16 protein-coding genes are annotated in these 14,967 nt (G+C 68.1%); 13 read left to right on the top strand and 3 right to left on the bottom strand.

The genetic code is table 11. The features are described from left to right. The first annotated feature begins 74 nt into the window (after window positions 1–74). Genes AC1RSK_RS17040 through AC1RSK_RS17030 form a run of 3 tightly spaced genes read left to right on the top strand, consistent with a single transcriptional unit; the run spans window position 75 to window position 2,032 of the window. Window positions 75–1,052 carry a D-2-hydroxyacid dehydrogenase gene (locus tag AC1RSK_RS17040; protein WP_492908790.1) on the top strand — a complete coding sequence of 326 codons (978 nt, stop codon included), beginning with the start codon at window positions 75–77 and terminating at the stop codon, window positions 1,050–1,052. Between the two features lie 53 nt (window positions 1,053–1,105). Beyond that, window positions 1,106–1,243 carry a hypothetical protein gene (locus AC1RSK_RS17035; protein WP_492908789.1) on the top strand — a complete coding sequence of 46 codons (138 nt, stop codon included), beginning with the start codon at window positions 1,106–1,108 and terminating at the stop codon, window positions 1,241–1,243. A gap of 9 nt (window positions 1,244–1,252) precedes the next feature. Further along, on the top strand, window positions 1,253–2,032 hold the full coding sequence (locus AC1RSK_RS17030; RefSeq protein ID WP_492908788.1) for an ADYC domain-containing protein: 780 nt from the start codon (window positions 1,253–1,255) through the stop codon (window positions 2,030–2,032). Here AC1RSK_RS17030 and AC1RSK_RS17025 read toward each other — a convergent pair. After that, window positions 2,025–2,846 (bottom strand): helix-turn-helix domain-containing protein, encoded by an 822-nt coding sequence (locus AC1RSK_RS17025; RefSeq protein WP_492908787.1) that lies wholly within the window; start codon window positions 2,844–2,846, stop codon window positions 2,025–2,027. The two genes, AC1RSK_RS17030 and AC1RSK_RS17025, sit on opposite strands and share 8 nt — an antisense overlap. A 227-nt stretch (window positions 2,847–3,073) precedes the next feature. Here AC1RSK_RS17025 and AC1RSK_RS17020 point away from each other — a divergent pair, with 227 nt between their 5' ends. From AC1RSK_RS17020 to AC1RSK_RS17005, 4 genes are all read left to right on the top strand, one after another. Continuing rightward, window positions 3,074–3,424 (top strand): hypothetical protein, encoded by a 351-nt coding sequence (locus AC1RSK_RS17020; protein ID WP_492908786.1) that lies wholly within the window; start codon window positions 3,074–3,076, stop codon window positions 3,422–3,424. Window positions 3,425–3,469: 45 nt separating this feature from the next. Next, complete coding sequence (locus AC1RSK_RS17015) at window positions 3,470–3,799, top strand: hypothetical protein (protein WP_492908785.1); 330 nt, start codon at window positions 3,470–3,472, stop codon at window positions 3,797–3,799. A gap of 184 nt (window positions 3,800–3,983) precedes the next feature. Then, window positions 3,984–6,599, top strand: coding sequence for a TonB-dependent receptor (locus AC1RSK_RS17010; RefSeq protein WP_492908784.1), 2,616 nt, complete (start codon window positions 3,984–3,986; stop codon window positions 6,597–6,599). A gap of 125 nt (window positions 6,600–6,724) precedes the next feature. After that, window positions 6,725–8,386 (top strand): alkaline phosphatase D family protein, encoded by a 1,662-nt coding sequence (locus AC1RSK_RS17005; protein ID WP_492908783.1) that lies wholly within the window; start codon window positions 6,725–6,727, stop codon window positions 8,384–8,386. On the opposite strand, the gene hisI is transcribed toward AC1RSK_RS17005, so the two are convergent. After that, a complete protein-coding gene (gene hisI / locus AC1RSK_RS17000) occupies window positions 8,383–8,769 on the bottom strand; it encodes a phosphoribosyl-AMP cyclohydrolase (RefSeq protein ID WP_492908782.1) in 387 nt (128 codons plus the stop codon). The genes AC1RSK_RS17005 and hisI overlap by 4 nt on opposite strands. A 146-nt stretch (window positions 8,770–8,915) precedes the next feature. Next, on the bottom strand, window positions 8,916–9,548 hold the full coding sequence (gene folE / locus AC1RSK_RS16995; RefSeq protein ID WP_492908781.1) for a GTP cyclohydrolase I FolE: 633 nt from the start codon (window positions 9,546–9,548) through the stop codon (window positions 8,916–8,918). A gap of 174 nt (window positions 9,549–9,722) precedes the next feature. Here folE and cysS point away from each other — a divergent pair, with 174 nt between their 5' ends. The 6 genes from cysS to thrS all read left to right on the top strand — a co-directional run bounded on the left by cysS (window position 9,723) and on the right by thrS (window position 14,765). Further along, complete coding sequence (gene cysS, locus AC1RSK_RS16990; RefSeq protein WP_492908780.1) at window positions 9,723–11,138, top strand: cysteine--tRNA ligase; 1,416 nt, start codon at window positions 9,723–9,725, stop codon at window positions 11,136–11,138. A gap of 142 nt (window positions 11,139–11,280) precedes the next feature. Beyond that, the gene (locus AC1RSK_RS16985; protein ID WP_492908778.1) at window positions 11,281–11,616 is read left to right on the top strand and encodes a GIY-YIG nuclease family protein; all 336 of its coding nucleotides are present in this window, start codon (window positions 11,281–11,283) and stop codon (window positions 11,614–11,616) included. 3 nt (window positions 11,617–11,619) lie between these two features. Next, complete coding sequence (locus tag AC1RSK_RS16980; protein ID WP_492908777.1) at window positions 11,620–12,087, top strand: SRPBCC family protein; 468 nt, start codon at window positions 11,620–11,622, stop codon at window positions 12,085–12,087. Continuing rightward, the gene (locus AC1RSK_RS16975) at window positions 12,084–12,548 is read left to right on the top strand and encodes an iron-sulfur cluster assembly scaffold protein (protein ID WP_492908776.1); all 465 of its coding nucleotides are present in this window, start codon (window positions 12,084–12,086) and stop codon (window positions 12,546–12,548) included. The genes AC1RSK_RS16980 and AC1RSK_RS16975 overlap by 4 nt, the downstream gene beginning before the upstream one ends. A 58-nt stretch (window positions 12,549–12,606) precedes the next feature. Beyond that, window positions 12,607–12,849: a membrane protein insertion efficiency factor YidD gene (yidD, locus tag AC1RSK_RS16970; protein ID WP_492908775.1), complete on the top strand. Its 243-nt coding sequence runs from the start codon at window positions 12,607–12,609 to the stop codon at window positions 12,847–12,849. After that, a complete protein-coding gene (gene thrS / locus AC1RSK_RS16965; protein WP_492908774.1) occupies window positions 12,846–14,765 on the top strand; it encodes a threonine--tRNA ligase in 1,920 nt (639 codons plus the stop codon). The genes yidD and thrS overlap by 4 nt, the downstream gene beginning before the upstream one ends. Window positions 14,766–14,967 lie beyond the last annotated feature (202 nt).

The raw sequence follows: 14,967 nt of genomic DNA, 5'->3' as shown, positions 1-14,967 counted from the left end.
CGAAGGCCGCGTCTGGATCAAGCGCGCGGACCCTTCACGGCCCCGAAGGTCAGGGACATGAGAATGAGCCATCAATGACGAAGATCGTATTCCTGGATCGCGCGACGATTGGCCCGACCGTTTCCATCACCCGGCCCAAGGCGCCGCACAGTTGGGAGGCGTTCGACCGCACCCCGCCCGAGCTGGTGGCGGAGCGCCTGCGCGGCGCCGATATCGCGATCACCAACAAGGCCCCGATCCGGGCCGAGGCCCTGGCCCAGCTTCCCGGCCTCAAGATGATCTCGGTCGCCGCCACCGGCTACGACGTCATCGATGTCCAGGCCTGCAGCGAACGCGGCGTCGCCGTCTCCAACGTGCGCGGCTATGCGATCAACACCGTCCCGGAGCACGTGTTCGCCCTGGTCTTCGCGCTGCGGCGCAACCTGATCGGCTACCGCGACGACGTGATCCGCGGCGAGTGGGCGAAGGCCGATCAGTTCTGCTTCTTCAATCACAGCATCCGCGACCTCAGCGGCGCGCGCCTCGGCATCATCGGCAGGGGGGTGATCGGTCAGGCCGTCGGCCGGATCGGCCGGGCCCTGGGCATGGAGGTGGTGTTCGCGGCCCGCAAGGGCGTCACCGACCCGGAGCCGCTCCATACGCCCTGGGACGAGGTGCTGGAGACCAGCGACGTGCTCACCCTGCATGCGCCGTTGACGCCCGCGACGCGCAAGATGATTTCCACGCCCGAGTTCCACGCGATGTCGCGCCGCCCGATCCTGATCAACACCTCGCGCGGCGGACTGGTCGACGAGCGGGCCCTGGTCGAGGCGCTGGACGCGGGTCTGATCAGCGCGGCGGGGTTCGACGTCCTGACGAGCGAGCCGCCGCGGCCGGACAACCCTCTCCTTTCGGTCCTGGAGCGCCCGAACGTCATCGTCACGCCGCACGTCGCCTGGGCCTCGGAGGAGGCGATGCAGACGCTCTGGGACCAGACGGTCAAGCACATCGACGACTATCTGCGGGGGGCGCCTTGCAACCTGGTCACCCCGCCGGGCCCGAAGTCCGCGTGACAGGCCGATCTGACTTGATCCAACCGGCGCGGCGAACCGTAGGGATGAGTCCGATGAAGACTCTCGCTCAGTTCGCCGCCGCCCTGGCCGCCGCCCTACGGCCCGGCAAGCCCGCCTTTTCCGACGCCCATCGCCACGGCGTGCGCATGAACGGCATCGCCGCCCGTAGCGGACGCGCCGACAATCGGTAGTATCGGCTCATGAAAGCCGCGCTGATCGTCGCCGCCCTGGCCCTGCTGGCCACGCCAGCGTTTGCCGCCCCGCCGCCGGACCTCAAGGTGGTCCGCACCGGTTTTGTCTACACCACCCCGGAGGGCGTGCTGCAGTCGCCCGACCTGGTCGGGGCCGAGTTCGACATGGTCATGGACGGCCGGGACATCACTGTCCGCATCGACAGCGTCACCCCGTCGAAGGAACGGCCCGGCGTCCTGCTGCACGACTTCCAGCTGAAGCAGGCCGACGGGTCCTGGGGCCCGCTGTGCGACAAGGACGCCTACGACCGCAGCGCCGGCTTTCCGGTCGCCGGCCGCTGGACCGCCGACGGCAAATATATCAAGGACCCCAGCAGCTGGTTCCTGACCTGCACCTCCGGCTCGCAGGGCAAATGCATCCTCTGGGGCTACGACCCCTGGGGCCAGGACGCCAAGGGCCGCCCGCTCGAGCGCCACTACCAGGCCTGCCAGCACATGGTCCGCGCCGACTATGACGGGAAGGGCCAGCCCCACACCCGCAACGGCACCGCCATCGACATGCAGGACGATGTCGGCCTGCAGAAGTGGGAATCGGGCGCCGATCCCGAGTTCGGCTTCGAGGCCGGCTGGGGTCCCGACGGCGCCGTCTGCGTCGCCCGCACCCGCTGGCCGGACCTCTTGAAGGCCGCGGACCTGTGGAAGGCCAGCCCCAACCTGGCCGGCCCCTGCACGCCGGAGATCGCCCGCCAGAAGGGCGCGCTGACCTATACCCGGGTGAAGATCAGGTAGCCGCGACCCGCCGCAGCCAGTCCAGCTTGATCGCCGAGGCCGCCGCCATCGGCCCGACGTCGCGCAGCAGATGGGCCTTCAGCTCGGGGCTGATCTGGCTCTCGTCGGCCGAGGCGTCCTGGGCCTGCAGTTCGCGGCAGCGGGCGTCGTCGGCGTCGATGTCGCCGCTCAGCTCGCCGATCCGCTCGACGATGACCGGCACCGCCGTCGGGGTGCGGGCCACGTCCAGGGCCGGGGCCAGGATGATGCCGTCGAACATCTCGCCGCGCGGCAGGCCGACGGCGCTGAGCATGGCGTAGAGCTGGGTGTCGCGGGCCTGGTCGCTGAGCACCACGAACACCTGGCCCTGCAGCGGCAGCATCCAGCCCTCGAACCGCGCCCCCGAGCTGCCCAGCCAGAATTCCAAGAGGCCGTTGGCGTTGCGGCGCACCAGGCCATGGTCGTGCACCAGCTTGCCCGGAACGATCAGCGAGCAGCGCACCGTGCGCCAGAAGCCCTCGAACACCGACTGTCGCCGGCCGGCCACGGCCCGCGCCTCGTCCAGGCCCGGCAGCGGCAGGCCGATCATCTCCGGCATGTGGGTCTGGGGCGCTGCCGCCGTCGCCATGCCGCCCATGAAGGCCAGCAGGGCGTCCGTCGTGGCGTCCCAGTGCAGCATCGAAAAGCCCGGCCGCCTGGTCGCCACCAGCTCGGTCAGCCGGGACAGGTTGTGCTCGGAGGGGTTGACCACCCCGGTCGCCCAGCGGGCCACCACCGACTTGTCGACGCCCAGGTCCGCCGCCAGCCGGCCACGGCTGAGCGACAGCGTTTTCATGACGATTTCAAGCTTGGCGGGAAATCCGGCGACGTCACCCATAGCGGGGATAGGAGCATGGATGCATCGATATGCAAAGCATCGATGCACAACGATGCACGGCCCCGCGCCTCGTTCTGCATTTTGGCGAACGTCGTTCCCCCTGCCTGCATCGCAAGGGCGCCCCTATACGCCGCTCCACACAACAACACGGCCGCAAGCGACGGCCCGCTCGAAGGAACGCCCAGATGAAAACGATCGCTCTCGCCGCCGCCGGCTTCGCCGCCGCTTTCGCCCTCGCCGCCGGCCCCGCCCCGGCCCACGCCTCCGGCGGCGGCACCACCTGCCCGCAATGGCGCTGCGGCTTCAACGGCATCAGCCTGAACGGCATCAACCTGAATGGCCTCACCCTCAATGGATGGCAGATCAACGGCTGGGAAATGAACGGCCTGCAGCTCAACGGCCTGCAGATGAACGGCGTCGCCTTCAACAGCAAGAATTTCAACGGCGTCAGCCAGACCGGCGCCGCGCCGGCGACCGACGCTCCGCTGGTCACCGCCGTCCGCCTGCCCGCCGGCAAGCGCCTGACCAACCGCTAGACACAGCGCCGAACGCCGCAACCGACTTCCATTCAAGGAATACCCATGAAGACCACCTCCCTCGGCCTCACCGCCGCCGGTTTCGCGACCGCCTTCGCCCTCGTCGCCGGCGCCGCGCCCGCCCAAGCCGGCCCCGTCGGCGAAGCCTGCCCGCGGTGGCGCTGCGGTTTCAACGGCACGTCCGTCAACGGCATCACCCTGAATGGCCTGCAGCTGAACGGCCGGCTGTTCAACGGCCTGCAGCTGAATGGCATCGCCTTCAACGGCAAGCTGTTCAACGGCAAGATGTTCAACGGCCTCGCCCCCACGGGGGCCGCCGTCGCCAGCGACACCCCGACCGTCACGGCGGTCCGGCTGCCGACCGGCAAGCGCTGATCTCCCCCCGACGTCAGCGCCCTTCCGGCGAGCGCCCCGGCCAGCCCCGCTGGCCGGGGCGCTTTGCTGTCCGGCGCCCCGCAATCCCTTTTCACGTCCCGGTTTCGCACATTCGTCGTGACAGCGTCATGCAATCTCCCTAGGGCCGACTGATCACTGTTCAGGTTCGAGGGGATACGAACTTATGACGCCGCCATACCGCCGCCTGCTGCTCGCCGCAGCGGGTGTTTCCACCATTGTCTTCGCCACCGCCGCCCATGCTCAGGACGCCGTCGAGGAGATCGTCGTCACCGCCCAGAAGCGCGAGCAGCAGGCGGTCGACGTGCCGATCGCCCTGACCGCCTACAGCGGCCAGCGGCTCGACAAGCTGGGGGTCGAGGACTTCGCCGACCTGGCGCTGTTCACCCCCGGCTTCGAGGTTCAGGACCAGTCGCCCAACAACCCCGGCTTCGTGATGCGCGGCATCACCTCGGACGACACCAACAGCTTCTCCGAAGCCCGGGTGTCGGTGTTCCAGGACGGCGTCTCGATCTCGAAGGCGCAGGGTTCCTACGTCGAGCTGTTCGACCTGGAGCGGGTGGAGGTGGCCAAGGGGCCGCAGTCGACCCTCTACGGCCGCGGCGCCCTGATCGGCGCCGTCAACGTCATCCAGGCCAAGGCCGACCCGTCCGGCTTCGACGCCGCCCTGAAGGTCACCGGCGGCGACTTCGGCCTGATGCAGGCCGAGGGCATGGTCAACGGCGCCTACAGCGACGCCTTCGCCATCCGCCTGGCCGGCCGCTGGCGCCAGCGCGACGGCTATGTGGACAATCTGGGCGAGGGCGAAGACTTCCAGTCCGTCGACACCGCCGCCTGGCGCCTGGCCGTCGCCTATGAGCCGAACGACAGTTTCCGCGCCGACCTGCTGGTCAACTGGCAGCAGGACCGCGCCGCCGGCACCGCCTTCAAGTCCCTGAACTACGACCAGACCGACCCGGTGACCGGCGCCGTGCTGGCCGGCACGGACGTGCGCGACGGCGCCGCCATCGCCGCCCCGTCCGGCTTCATCGGCGGCGACGACCTGGGCGTCGACCGCACCGTGCAGGGCGTCACCGGCCTGATCAGCTGGGACCTGAACGACAGCTTCAGCCTGAGCTCGATCACGGCGTACCGCGAATTCAAAAGTGCGGAGGTCTTCGACGCCGACGGCCTGTCCCTCCCCCTGCTGACCGGCCTCAACGACGCCCAGGACAGGCAGTGGAGCCAGGAGCTGCGGGTCAACTTCGACAACGGCGGCCGCTTCAAGGGCTTCGCCGGCGTCAGCTGGTTCAAGAACGAGAGCGACCAGTTCATCCCCCTGCAGTTCGACGAACGCGTCGGCCTGGCTGACCTGACCGGCCAGCTCAACGCCTCGGCCGCCGGCTCGGGCCTGCCCGTGGGCACCCCGGCCCCGATGGCCTATTTCAACAATACCGCCTTCACTGGCGCCCTGCTGCGGGGCCTGGTCGCCCAGCTGTCGGAGAACCCGAACACCGCCGCCTTCGACCCGGCCGTCGTGCTGACGCCCGCCCAGGCCCAGGCCATCGCCGCCAACCTGCGCGGCAACCATGTCGAAGCGGTGCAGACGACCAGCGACTTGACTGCCGTCGACCTGTTCCTCGACGGGACCTTCGCGGTCACCGACAGGTTCGAGGTCTCGGCCGGCCTGCGCTACACCCGCGACGACAAGGACACCGGCTTCCGCTCCTTCACCATCGGCGGGCGCAGCGTGCTCGGCGGCGCGGTCGGGGCGGCCCAGCTGGCCGGCCAGGCCAACCAGCTGATCGCCAGCGGCGTCCCGGCCAACGTCGCCCAGGGCAACGCCATGCTGGCCCAGGCCAATGCCCTCCTCGGCGCCCTGCAGAGCCCCTTCGTCCAGGCCATCCCGGAAGCCCTGCTGCCCAACTTCGGCCTGACCTTTCAGCCGACGGCCAACAATGGCGACCGCACGGTGGTCAGCCACCAGGATGAGGCCTTCACCTGGCGCCTGGTCGGCCGCTACGCGGTCAGCGACGACCTCAACCTCTACGCCTCTTACGCCCGCGGCCGCCGGCCCGAGATCCTGGCCACCGGCGCTCCCACCACGCCCGGCGGCGCGCCGCGCTTCGACGCCGTCGAGGCCGAGACGGTCGACAGCTACGAGGTCGGCGCCAAGGCCGCCCTGCTTGATGGCCGCCTGCGGCTGGACGGCGCGCTGTACTTCTACGACTACCAGGACTTCCAGACGGTCATCCAGGATGGGGTGGTGTTCACCATCGCCAACGCCGGCAAGGCCAAGGCCTATGGTTTCGAGGGCCAGGTCGACCTGCGGGTCACGGACGGCCTGACCCTCTACGCCACCTACGCCTACAGCCATGCCCGCTTCGACGGCGGGGCCTATGACGGCAACCACTTCCGCCTGTCGCCGGACCATTCGTTGTCGCTGGCCGCCAGCTGGACCTTCGACGCCCTGGGCGGGACCTTCGACATCCGGCCCAGCTACAGCTGGCAGTCGGAGGTGTTTTTCGACGACAACAACGACCGCTCGGTCTTCCAGCAGCCGCCGGGCGCCTTCGTCGCCGACAACATCCAGGACGAGAGCCAGGACGCCTACGGCCTGGTCAACCTGCGGGCCAGCTACAGGCCGGCGAACACCAAGGTGACGGTGGAGCTGTTCGCCACCAACCTGACCGACGAGGACTACATCATCGACGCCGGCAACACCGGCGACAGCCTCGGCCTGCCGACCTTCATCCCCGGCGCCCCGCGCATGGTGGGAGCCAGCATCGGGTGGAAGTTCTAGGAACCAGACAGTTCCTCCCCCGTCGCTGCGCGCCGGAGGAGGAACTGTTGCGCTGGACACTGTCATCGCCTTGTTGTCGGATGGGGGCAGACGAGAACGCAACAACGCGTCCAAGGGGGTCCGCCATGAACATCGACAGACGCAAACTGCTGGCTTGCTTCGGCCTCGGCGCAACCGCCATCGCCGGCTCGGCCCAGGCGCACGGCCATGTCATGGGCGCCTTCAACCACGGCGTCGCCTCGGGCGATCCGCTGCAGGACCGGCTGATCGTCTGGACCCGCCTGACCCCGCACGAGGGCCACGGCGTCGAGGACATCGAGGGCGAGCTGCGCATCGGCACGGACGCCAAGCTGACCAAGGCCCGGGTGATCAAGGTCACCGCCTCGCCCGACCGCGACTGGACCATCAAGGTCGATGTCGACGGCCTGAAACCCGGCATCGAATACTTCTACCAGTTCAAGGTCGGCGACGTCCGCTCAGCCACGGGCCGGGCCCGCACCCTGCCGCAGAAGACCGACGAGGTCGTGCTGGCCGTGGCCAGCTGCTCGCTGTTCATCCAGGGCTATTTCAACGCCTACGGGGCCATCGCCAAGATGGACCGCGTCGATGCCGTCGTGCACCTGGGCGACTACATCTACGAGTACGGGGCCGACCAGTATGGCGCTGGCTCGCCGGTCGCCAAGGACCGCAAGCTCGATCCGCCGACCGAGATCGTCACCCTGGCCGACTACCGCCGCCGCCACGCCTGCTACAAGGGCGATCCCCAGCTGCAGGCGGCCCATGCCCGCGCCGCCTGGATCGTCGTCTGGGACGACCATGAGACCGCCAACGACAGCTGGGCTGGCGGGGCCGAGAACCACAACCCCGACAAGGGCGAAGGCGACTGGGCGAGCCGTAAGGCCGCCGCCCTGAAGGCCTATTTCGAGTGGATGCCGATCCGCGAGCCCAAGGGGGCCATGGCCGAGGCCATCTACCGGTCCTTCCGCTTCGGCGACCTGGCCACCCTGCTGATGACCGAGACCCGGCTGACCGCTCGCGGCGAGGCCCTCGACGCCGGCCGCGACCTGATCGGCGCCGACGGCAAGCCCGACATCGCCGGCTTCATGACCAGGCTGAATGACCCGGCCCGCCGGCTGATGGATCCGAAGCAGGAGGCCTGGCTGGGCGAGGAGCTGACCCGCTCGGTCAAGGCCGGCGAGACCTGGCAGGTGATCGGCAACCAGATCGTCATGGGCAAGGTGCTGTCGCCCGACCTGCGCAAGACCATGGGCGAGGAGGCCTGGGGCAAGATGCTCGCCACGGTGCCGGAATACGTCGCCAAGGCGGTGACCGTCGCCTCGCAGCTGTCAGCGACGCCGATCCCGGTCAACCTCGACCAATGGGACGGCTATCCGGCCGCCCGCGAACGGGTCTTCGACGCCTTCAAGGCGGCAGGCGCCCGGCCGATCGTGCTGTCGGGCGACAGCCACAGCTTCTGGGCCAACGAACTCTCCGACGCCTCGGGCAAGCTGGTCGCCGCCGAGTTCGGCGCCACCGGCGTCACCAGCCCGGGGTTCGCCGACATGCTGCCGGGGGCGCCGTTGAACGAGGCGCTGGTGGCGCGCAATCCGGAGGTGAAGTTCTGCGATAGCGGCGTGAAGGGGTTCGTGAAGCTGACCCTGACGCGGGCCAAGGCGGTGGCCGACTTTGTGACGGTCTCGACCATCTACGCGCCGGAGTATGAGGTGAAGACGCTGCGAACCTTCACCGTCACGCCGGACGGGACGGGCGTCAGCCGGATCTCCTAGGGACGTTCGACCAGCTGGCCGTCCACGACCAGCCGGTAGAAGCACGACCGAAACCCGACGTGGCAGGCGCCGCCGTCGCCCTGTGGCCGCACCTTGAGCAGCACCGCGTCCTGGTCGCAGTCGAGGCGGGCCTCGACGACGACCTGGACCTGACCGCTGGTCTCGCCCTTCTTCCAGAGCGCATTGCGTGAGCGGCTGAAGTAGTGGGCCTCGCCGGTGTCGAGGGTCAGCTTCAGCGCCTGCGCGTTCATCCAGGCCAGCATCAGCACCTCGCCGGTGTCGGCGTGCTGGGCAATGGCGGCGATCAGGCCATTGGCGTCGAAGCGCGGCGCGATGACGGCGCCGCGTTCGAGGCTTGCAGTGTCAGGAGCGGTGGGGAACATCGGTCCTCCTCCCTCCCCGAATTGGGGAGGGTGGCGCGAAGCGCCGGGTGGGGAAGTGGGTTGCGCCAGAACCGCGGCGCTTGGCGCTTCCCCACCCGACGCGCTTCGCGCGTCTGCCCTCCCCAATTCGGGGAGGGAGGTTGGGCTCAGCGCTTCGCCATCGAAACGAACTCCAGGAACCGGTCGCGCAGGCTGGTGTCGGTCTTGAACACCCCGCGGAACTGGGTGGTGATCGTCGAGACGTGGCGGTGGTGCACGCCGCGGGTGGTCATGCACTGGTGTTCGGCGTCGATCAGGATGGCCACGCCCGCCGGCTTCAGCGAGTCACAGATCGCATCGGCGATCTGCTGGGTCATGGTTTCCTGGGTCTGCAGCCGCTTGGCGAAGATCTCCACCACCCGCGCCAGCTTCGAAATCCCCACCACCCGGTTGGTCGGCATGTAGGCGACGTAGGCCTTGCCGAGGAACGGGGCCATGTGGTGCTCGCAGTGGCTCTCGACCTCGATGTCTTTCAAGAAGACGATGTCGTCGTAGCCCTGCACATCCTCGAAAATGCGCGAAAGCTCCTTGCCCGGATCGGCGGTGTAGCCTTCGAACCATTCGGCATAGGCGTCGACCACCCGCTTGGGCGTATCGATCACCCCTTCGCGGCGCGGATCGTCGCCGGCCCAGGCGATCAGCGTACGAACGGCGTCCATGGCCTGCTCGCGGGTCGGACGCTGTACGGGTTCAAGATCAAGGCCGGACACGGCCAGGGTTCGCTCGGTGATAGCGTCCATCTTCGGAGAGGGTCCCTTGAGGCTGAGTTGCGCCGGAACGACCACCGCTCCGGAATGACGCGTGCCACCTCAAATCACATCGCCGGCAGGCGTGGCCTCGCCGGTTCACGACAGCTATATGGGACCGCCCGCCGCCCCGGCAACTCCTTACGTCACGTCACCACAAAGCAAATCATGACCCTGAAGCTCTATGACACCATGGCCCGCAAGAAGCGGCCCTTCGTTCCCGCCAACGACAAGCGGGTGACGATGTATGTCTGCGGCCCCACGGTCTATGGCTACGCCCACATCGGCAACGCCCGTCCGGTGGTGGTTTTTGACGTGCTGTTCCGCCTGCTGCGCCACCTGCATGGCGAGGATCACGTCGTCTATGCGCGCAACGTCACCGACGTCGACGACAAGATCAACCAGAAGGCCGCCGACGAGGGCGTCGACATCTCGGTGATCACCGAGCGCTACTTCGCCGCCTATCTGGAAGACATGGATGCGCTCGGCGCCCTGCGCCCGACGCATCAGCCGAAGGCGACGGATTTCATCAAGGAGATGGTCGAGGCCATCGCCGACCTGATCGCCAAGGGCGGCGCCTACGAGGCCGAGGGCCATGTGCTGTTCGACACCCAGGCGGCCAAGGACTACGGCGCCCTGTCCGGTCGCAGCCTCGACGACATGATCGCCGGGGCCCGCGTCGAGGTCGCCCCCTACAAGCGCCACCCGGCCGACTTCGTGCTGTGGAAGCCGTCGAAGCCGCACGAGCCCCGCTGGCGCTCGCCATGGGGCGATGGCCGCCCCGGCTGGCACAGCGAATGCTCGACGATGATCGAACAGGTGCTCGGCCTGCCCATCGACATCCATGGCGGCGGCATCGACCTGGTGTTCCCGCACCATGAGAACGAGCTGGCCCAGGCGACCTGCGCCCACCAGGGCGGCGAGTTCGCCCGCTTCTGGATGCACAACGGCTTCCTGGACATGGACGGCACGAAAATGTCCAAGAGCCTGGGCAACGTCATCATCCCGCATGAGCTCCTCCGGGTCGTGCCGGGCGAACTGGTCCGCTGGGCCCTGCTCAGCGCCCACTACCGCCAGCCGCTCGACTGGACCGAGAGCCTGCTCGACCAGAGCCGCAAGGCCCTGGACCGCCTCTACGGCGCCCTGCAGGACGCCGCCCGCGAGGTCGGCTCCGCCAAGGCTGGAGCGGAAGTCGGGGAGAAGGCGGCGGACGTCACCTACGCCCTGCTCGACGACCTCAATACGCCCAAGGCTCTGTCGGCCCTGTTCGCCCTGTCGGACGACCTGCGCACGGCCATCGCCGAGGGCGACAAGGCCGCCATCGCCGGGGCCCGCGACGACCTGGTCACCGCCGGCGCCCTGCTGGGCTTCCTGCAGAAGGCTCCCGGGGAGTGGTTCCAGGGCGCCGCCGCCGACGGCCTGAAGGACCAGGTCGAGGCCCTGCTGGTGCAGCGCGGGGAAGCCCGGGCGTCGAAGGACTGGCCGACGGCGGACAGAATCCGCGGGGAGCTGGATGCATTGGGCGTGGTGGTGATGGACGGCGCGCAAGGGGCCACTTGGCGGCTGAAGGCGGCCGGGGAGTAGGCGCAAGCCTCTCCCCCTCCACCGTGCGTCCTCGCGAAGGCGAGGACCCATGCATTGCTAGCCACATCCCAGACGCCTGCTAGGCTGCCGCCTACGCATGGATGCTCGCCTTCGCGAGCATGATCGGTGGGTGGGGTGAGGTGTGGGGTTCTACGTCTACCTTCTTGCCAGCGGTCCAAACGGCACGATCTACACCGGCCATACCGACAACCTCACCGTCCGAACCTGGCAGCACAAGAACAAGACCCGACGGGGGTTCACCGCGAAATACGATGTCGATCTGCTGGTCTGGTTCTCGCTCCACGACACCCGTGAAGGCGCAAAGGCCCGCGAACGCCAACTCAAACACTGGAACCGCTCTTGGAAAATCCGGCTAATCGAGGCCTTCAATCCGACCTGGAAAGACCTGTATGAGGATTTTCTAGCTGGCGCACAGCCTCCCTACATCGGCCCCCTGCCCGAGAGACCGCCCGAGTAACGCATGAAGATCGAGAACCGCATCGGAATCCAGGCGTCCTCCGACGCCATCTGGGAGGTGCTCTCCGACCTCGAACACTGGGGCGACTGGTGTCCGATGTATCCGCGCGCCGCCGGGACCATCCGCATCGGCGAGGTCCTGGACATCGACGAGCATGTGCCGGGCCTCAAGGTCCACAACATCCGCCCCGTCGTGCTCGACTGGGCGCCCTACGACCACATCCACTGGCGCACCAAGATGATGCGCGGCTGGGTCACCGGCACCCGCTTCCTGGAGATCGAGGAACTGACCCCGGGCAGCTGCATCTTCTCCAACGGCGAGGTCTACGATGGCCTGCTGGTCGACTTCGCCGTGCCCCGCGCCATCCGCTCCAAGATCCGCCAGGCCTACGAACAGATGGGCGAGGCGCTGAAGGCCGAGGCCGAGAAACGTTGGCATGCGGGCGGCGACCTCCCAAATAAGCCCCGATGATCGACGACCTCTACAGCGCCCGCATCCTGAACCTGGCCGCCAACATGCCGCGCGCCGGCCGTTTGCCCGCGCCGCAGGGCTCGGCCGAGCGGATCGCCAAGCTCTGCGGCAGCCGCATCGTCGCCGATGTGGTGCTGGATGAGGCCGGCCATGTCGCCGATTTCGCCCAGGACGTTCAGGCCTGCGCGCTGGGCCAGGCCGCCGCCGCCGTGCTCGGCGAGAGCGTCATCGGCGCGTCGAGTGACGAAATTGAAACGGCCCGCGATGCATTCCGTGCTATGTTGAAGGAAGGCGGACCCCCGCCTGAAGGACGATTCAAGGACCTGGCCGTGTTGATGCCCGTGAAGGACTATCCCGCCCGCCACGCCTCGAGCCTCTTGGCTTTCGAAGCGGCGCTGGCTGCTGTCCGACAGGCCCAAGAACGTCTTGAGGCTCGAACTAGCGGCGCCGACGCGGCTTGATCCCTCGCGGTGGCGGGGATAAGCGCCGGGCTTCGTTCACCCATTCCAATGCGTCGGCATGACCCTCTATGAACGCAGCGTCCGGCTGGCGCACCGCGCCTACAAGGTCACGCTGTCCCCGTGGACGGGGCGCCAGTGCCGCTTTCTTCCTACCTGTTCGGACTACGGCCGCGACGCCCTGATCCAGCACGGACCGATCAAAGGCGGCTACCTGACCGTCCATCGCCTGTGCAGATGCCATCCCTGGGGAGGATCGGGCTACGACCCCGTCCCCCCACCCAAGAAATGCGAAGTGTCATGATCGACCTGATTTTTCCCGACGGCAGCGTCCGTCAGTATCCCGAAGGCAGCAGCGGCCGCGACGTCGCCGCCGCCATCTCCAAAAGCCTTGAGAAGCGCACCCTGCTGGTCCGCCTGGACGGCAAGCTGATCGACTTCGACCGCCCGCTCTCCAGCGGCAAGGTCGAGTTCGTCGACCGCTCCGACCCCGACGCCCTCGACACCATCCGCCACGACACGGCCCACGTCCTGGCCGAGGCCGTGCAGGAGCTGTTCCCCGGCACGCAGGTGACCATCGGCCCCAATGTCGAGGACGGCTTCTACTACGACTTCGCCCGCAACGAGCCCTTCTCGACGGACGACTTCGCGGCCATCGAGAAGAAGATGCGCGAGATCGTCGACCGCGACGAAAAGATCGTTCGCGAGGAGTGGGACCGCGACGAGGCCATCGCCCACTTCGACAGCATCGGCGAACAGTACAAGGCGCAGATCATCCGCGACCTGCCGACGACCGAGCCGATCAGCGTCTATCGCCAGGGCGCCTGGAAGGACCTCTGCCGCGGCCCCCACCTGCCGTCGACGAAGCACATCGGCAAGGCCTTCAAGCTGACCAAGCTGGCCGGCGCCTACTGGCGCGGCGACCAGAACAACGCCCAGCTGCAGCGCATCTACGGCACGGCCTGGGCCTCGGAAGAGGACCTGGCCGCCTACCTCAAGCGCGTCGAGGAGGCCGAGAAGCGCGACCACCGCAAGATCGGCAAGATCATGGACCTCTTCCACATCCAGGAAGAGGGCAAGGGCATGGTGTTCTGGCACCCCAAGGGCTGGACGATGTACCGCGCCCTGGAGGCCTACATGCGCCGCATGACCGAGGCCGGCGGCTACGTCGAGGTCAAGACGCCCCAGATCCTCGACCGCTCCCTCTGGGAAAAGTCGGGCCACTGGGAGAAGTTCGGCCACGCCATGTTCACCTGCGAGACGGACGAGGGCGAGAGCCTGGCCGTCAAGCCGATGAACTGCCCCGGCCACGTGCAGATCTTCAACGTCGGCCAGAAATCCTACCGCGAGCTGCCCCTGCGTATGGCCGAGTTCGGCGCCTGCCATCGATTCGAGCCCTCGGGCGGCCTACACGGCATCATGCGGGTGCGGGCCTTCACCCAGGACGACGGCCACATCTTCTGCCGCGACGACCAGATCGAGGACGAAACGACGACCTTCGTGAAGCTCCTCTACCAGGTCTACGAGGACCTGGGCGTCGAGCTGCACAGCGTCAAACTGGCCCTGCGCCCGGACCTGCGGGCCGGCACGGACGAGGTCTGGGACATCGCCGAGAGTAAGCTGGAACGGGCCGCCATCGCCGCCGGCATGACGGTCGAGATGCTGCCGGGCGAGGGCGCCTTCTACGGCCCCAAGCTGGAGTTCCACCTGAAGGACGCCATCGGCCGCACCTGGCAATGCGGCACGCTGCAGCTCGACTTCGTGCTGCCTGACCGCCTCGACGCCGAATACGTCGGCGAGGACGGCCAGAAGCACCGGCCAGTCATGCTCCACCGCGCCATCCTCGGCACCTTCGAGCGCTTCCTCGGCATCCTGATCGAGAACTACGGCGGGGCCTTCCCGCTGTGGCTGTCGCCGGTCCAGGCCGTGGTGGCGACGATCACCTCCGACGCCGATGAGTTCGCGCTGGCGACGGCCGCGAAGTTCAAGGCCGCCGGCCTGCGGGTCGAGACCGATCTTCGCAACGAGAAGGTCGGCTACAAGATCCGCGAGCATAGCCTGGCCAAGGTTCCGGTCATCGCCGTCGTCGGCCGCAACGAAGCCGAAGCCGGCCAGGTCGCCATCCGCCGCCTGGGCAGCCAGGAGCAGACGATCGTCACGGTCGAGGACGCCATCGCGATGCTGACGGCGGAAGCGACGCCGCCGGACCTGAAGCGGTAGTCACAGTTCCTCCCCCTTTCGGGGGAGGGGGACCATCGCGCAGCGATGGTGGAGGGGGTCCCCACCGGCGGCGGCCAGGCCAACAGGCTCGGCCGCCGGCAGGGATTGGAGACCCCCTCCGTCAGCCGCTACGCGGCTGCCGCCTCCCCCGTATCGGCGCTGCGCGCCTGGGGGAGGAACTGCCGTTTCGCCGCACCGAGTC

Source organism: Caulobacter sp. GW821-FHT11A05, from assembly GCF_058809015.1.
Note: the sequence above shows the minus strand (reverse complement) of the source record. Positions and strands in the feature narration are given on the sequence as shown.

What these genes read in the sequence shown, in the direction of transcription:
- hisI (WP_492908782.1), bottom strand. Translation starts at nt 8,769, where the DNA reads ATGTTCCCCACCGCTCCTGACACTGCAAGCCTCGAACGCGGCGCCGTC.
- AC1RSK_RS16975 (WP_492908776.1), top strand. Translation starts at nt 12,084, where the DNA reads ATGATCGACGACCTCTACAGCGCCCGCATCCTGAACCTGGCCGCCAAC.
- thrS (WP_492908774.1), top strand. Translation starts at nt 12,846, where the DNA reads ATGATCGACCTGATTTTTCCCGACGGCAGCGTCCGTCAGTATCCCGAA.
- AC1RSK_RS17040 (WP_492908790.1), top strand. Translation starts at nt 75, where the DNA reads ATGACGAAGATCGTATTCCTGGATCGCGCGACGATTGGCCCGACCGTT.
- AC1RSK_RS16980 (WP_492908777.1), top strand. Translation starts at nt 11,620, where the DNA reads ATGAAGATCGAGAACCGCATCGGAATCCAGGCGTCCTCCGACGCCATC.
- yidD (WP_492908775.1), top strand. Translation starts at nt 12,607, where the DNA reads ATGACCCTCTATGAACGCAGCGTCCGGCTGGCGCACCGCGCCTACAAG.
- folE (WP_492908781.1), bottom strand. Translation starts at nt 9,548, where the DNA reads ATGGACGCTATCACCGAGCGAACCCTGGCCGTGTCCGGCCTTGATCTT.
- AC1RSK_RS17015 (WP_492908785.1), top strand. Translation starts at nt 3,470, where the DNA reads ATGAAGACCACCTCCCTCGGCCTCACCGCCGCCGGTTTCGCGACCGCC.
- AC1RSK_RS17030 (WP_492908788.1), top strand. Translation starts at nt 1,253, where the DNA reads ATGAAAGCCGCGCTGATCGTCGCCGCCCTGGCCCTGCTGGCCACGCCA.
- AC1RSK_RS17025 (WP_492908787.1), bottom strand. Translation starts at nt 2,846, where the DNA reads ATGAAAACGCTGTCGCTCAGCCGTGGCCGGCTGGCGGCGGACCTGGGC.
- AC1RSK_RS17020 (WP_492908786.1), top strand. Translation starts at nt 3,074, where the DNA reads ATGAAAACGATCGCTCTCGCCGCCGCCGGCTTCGCCGCCGCTTTCGCC.
- AC1RSK_RS17035 (WP_492908789.1), top strand. Translation starts at nt 1,106, where the DNA reads ATGAAGACTCTCGCTCAGTTCGCCGCCGCCCTGGCCGCCGCCCTACGG.
- AC1RSK_RS17005 (WP_492908783.1), top strand. Translation starts at nt 6,725, where the DNA reads ATGAACATCGACAGACGCAAACTGCTGGCTTGCTTCGGCCTCGGCGCA.
- AC1RSK_RS17010 (WP_492908784.1), top strand. Translation starts at nt 3,984, where the DNA reads ATGACGCCGCCATACCGCCGCCTGCTGCTCGCCGCAGCGGGTGTTTCC.
- cysS (WP_492908780.1), top strand. Translation starts at nt 9,723, where the DNA reads ATGACCCTGAAGCTCTATGACACCATGGCCCGCAAGAAGCGGCCCTTC.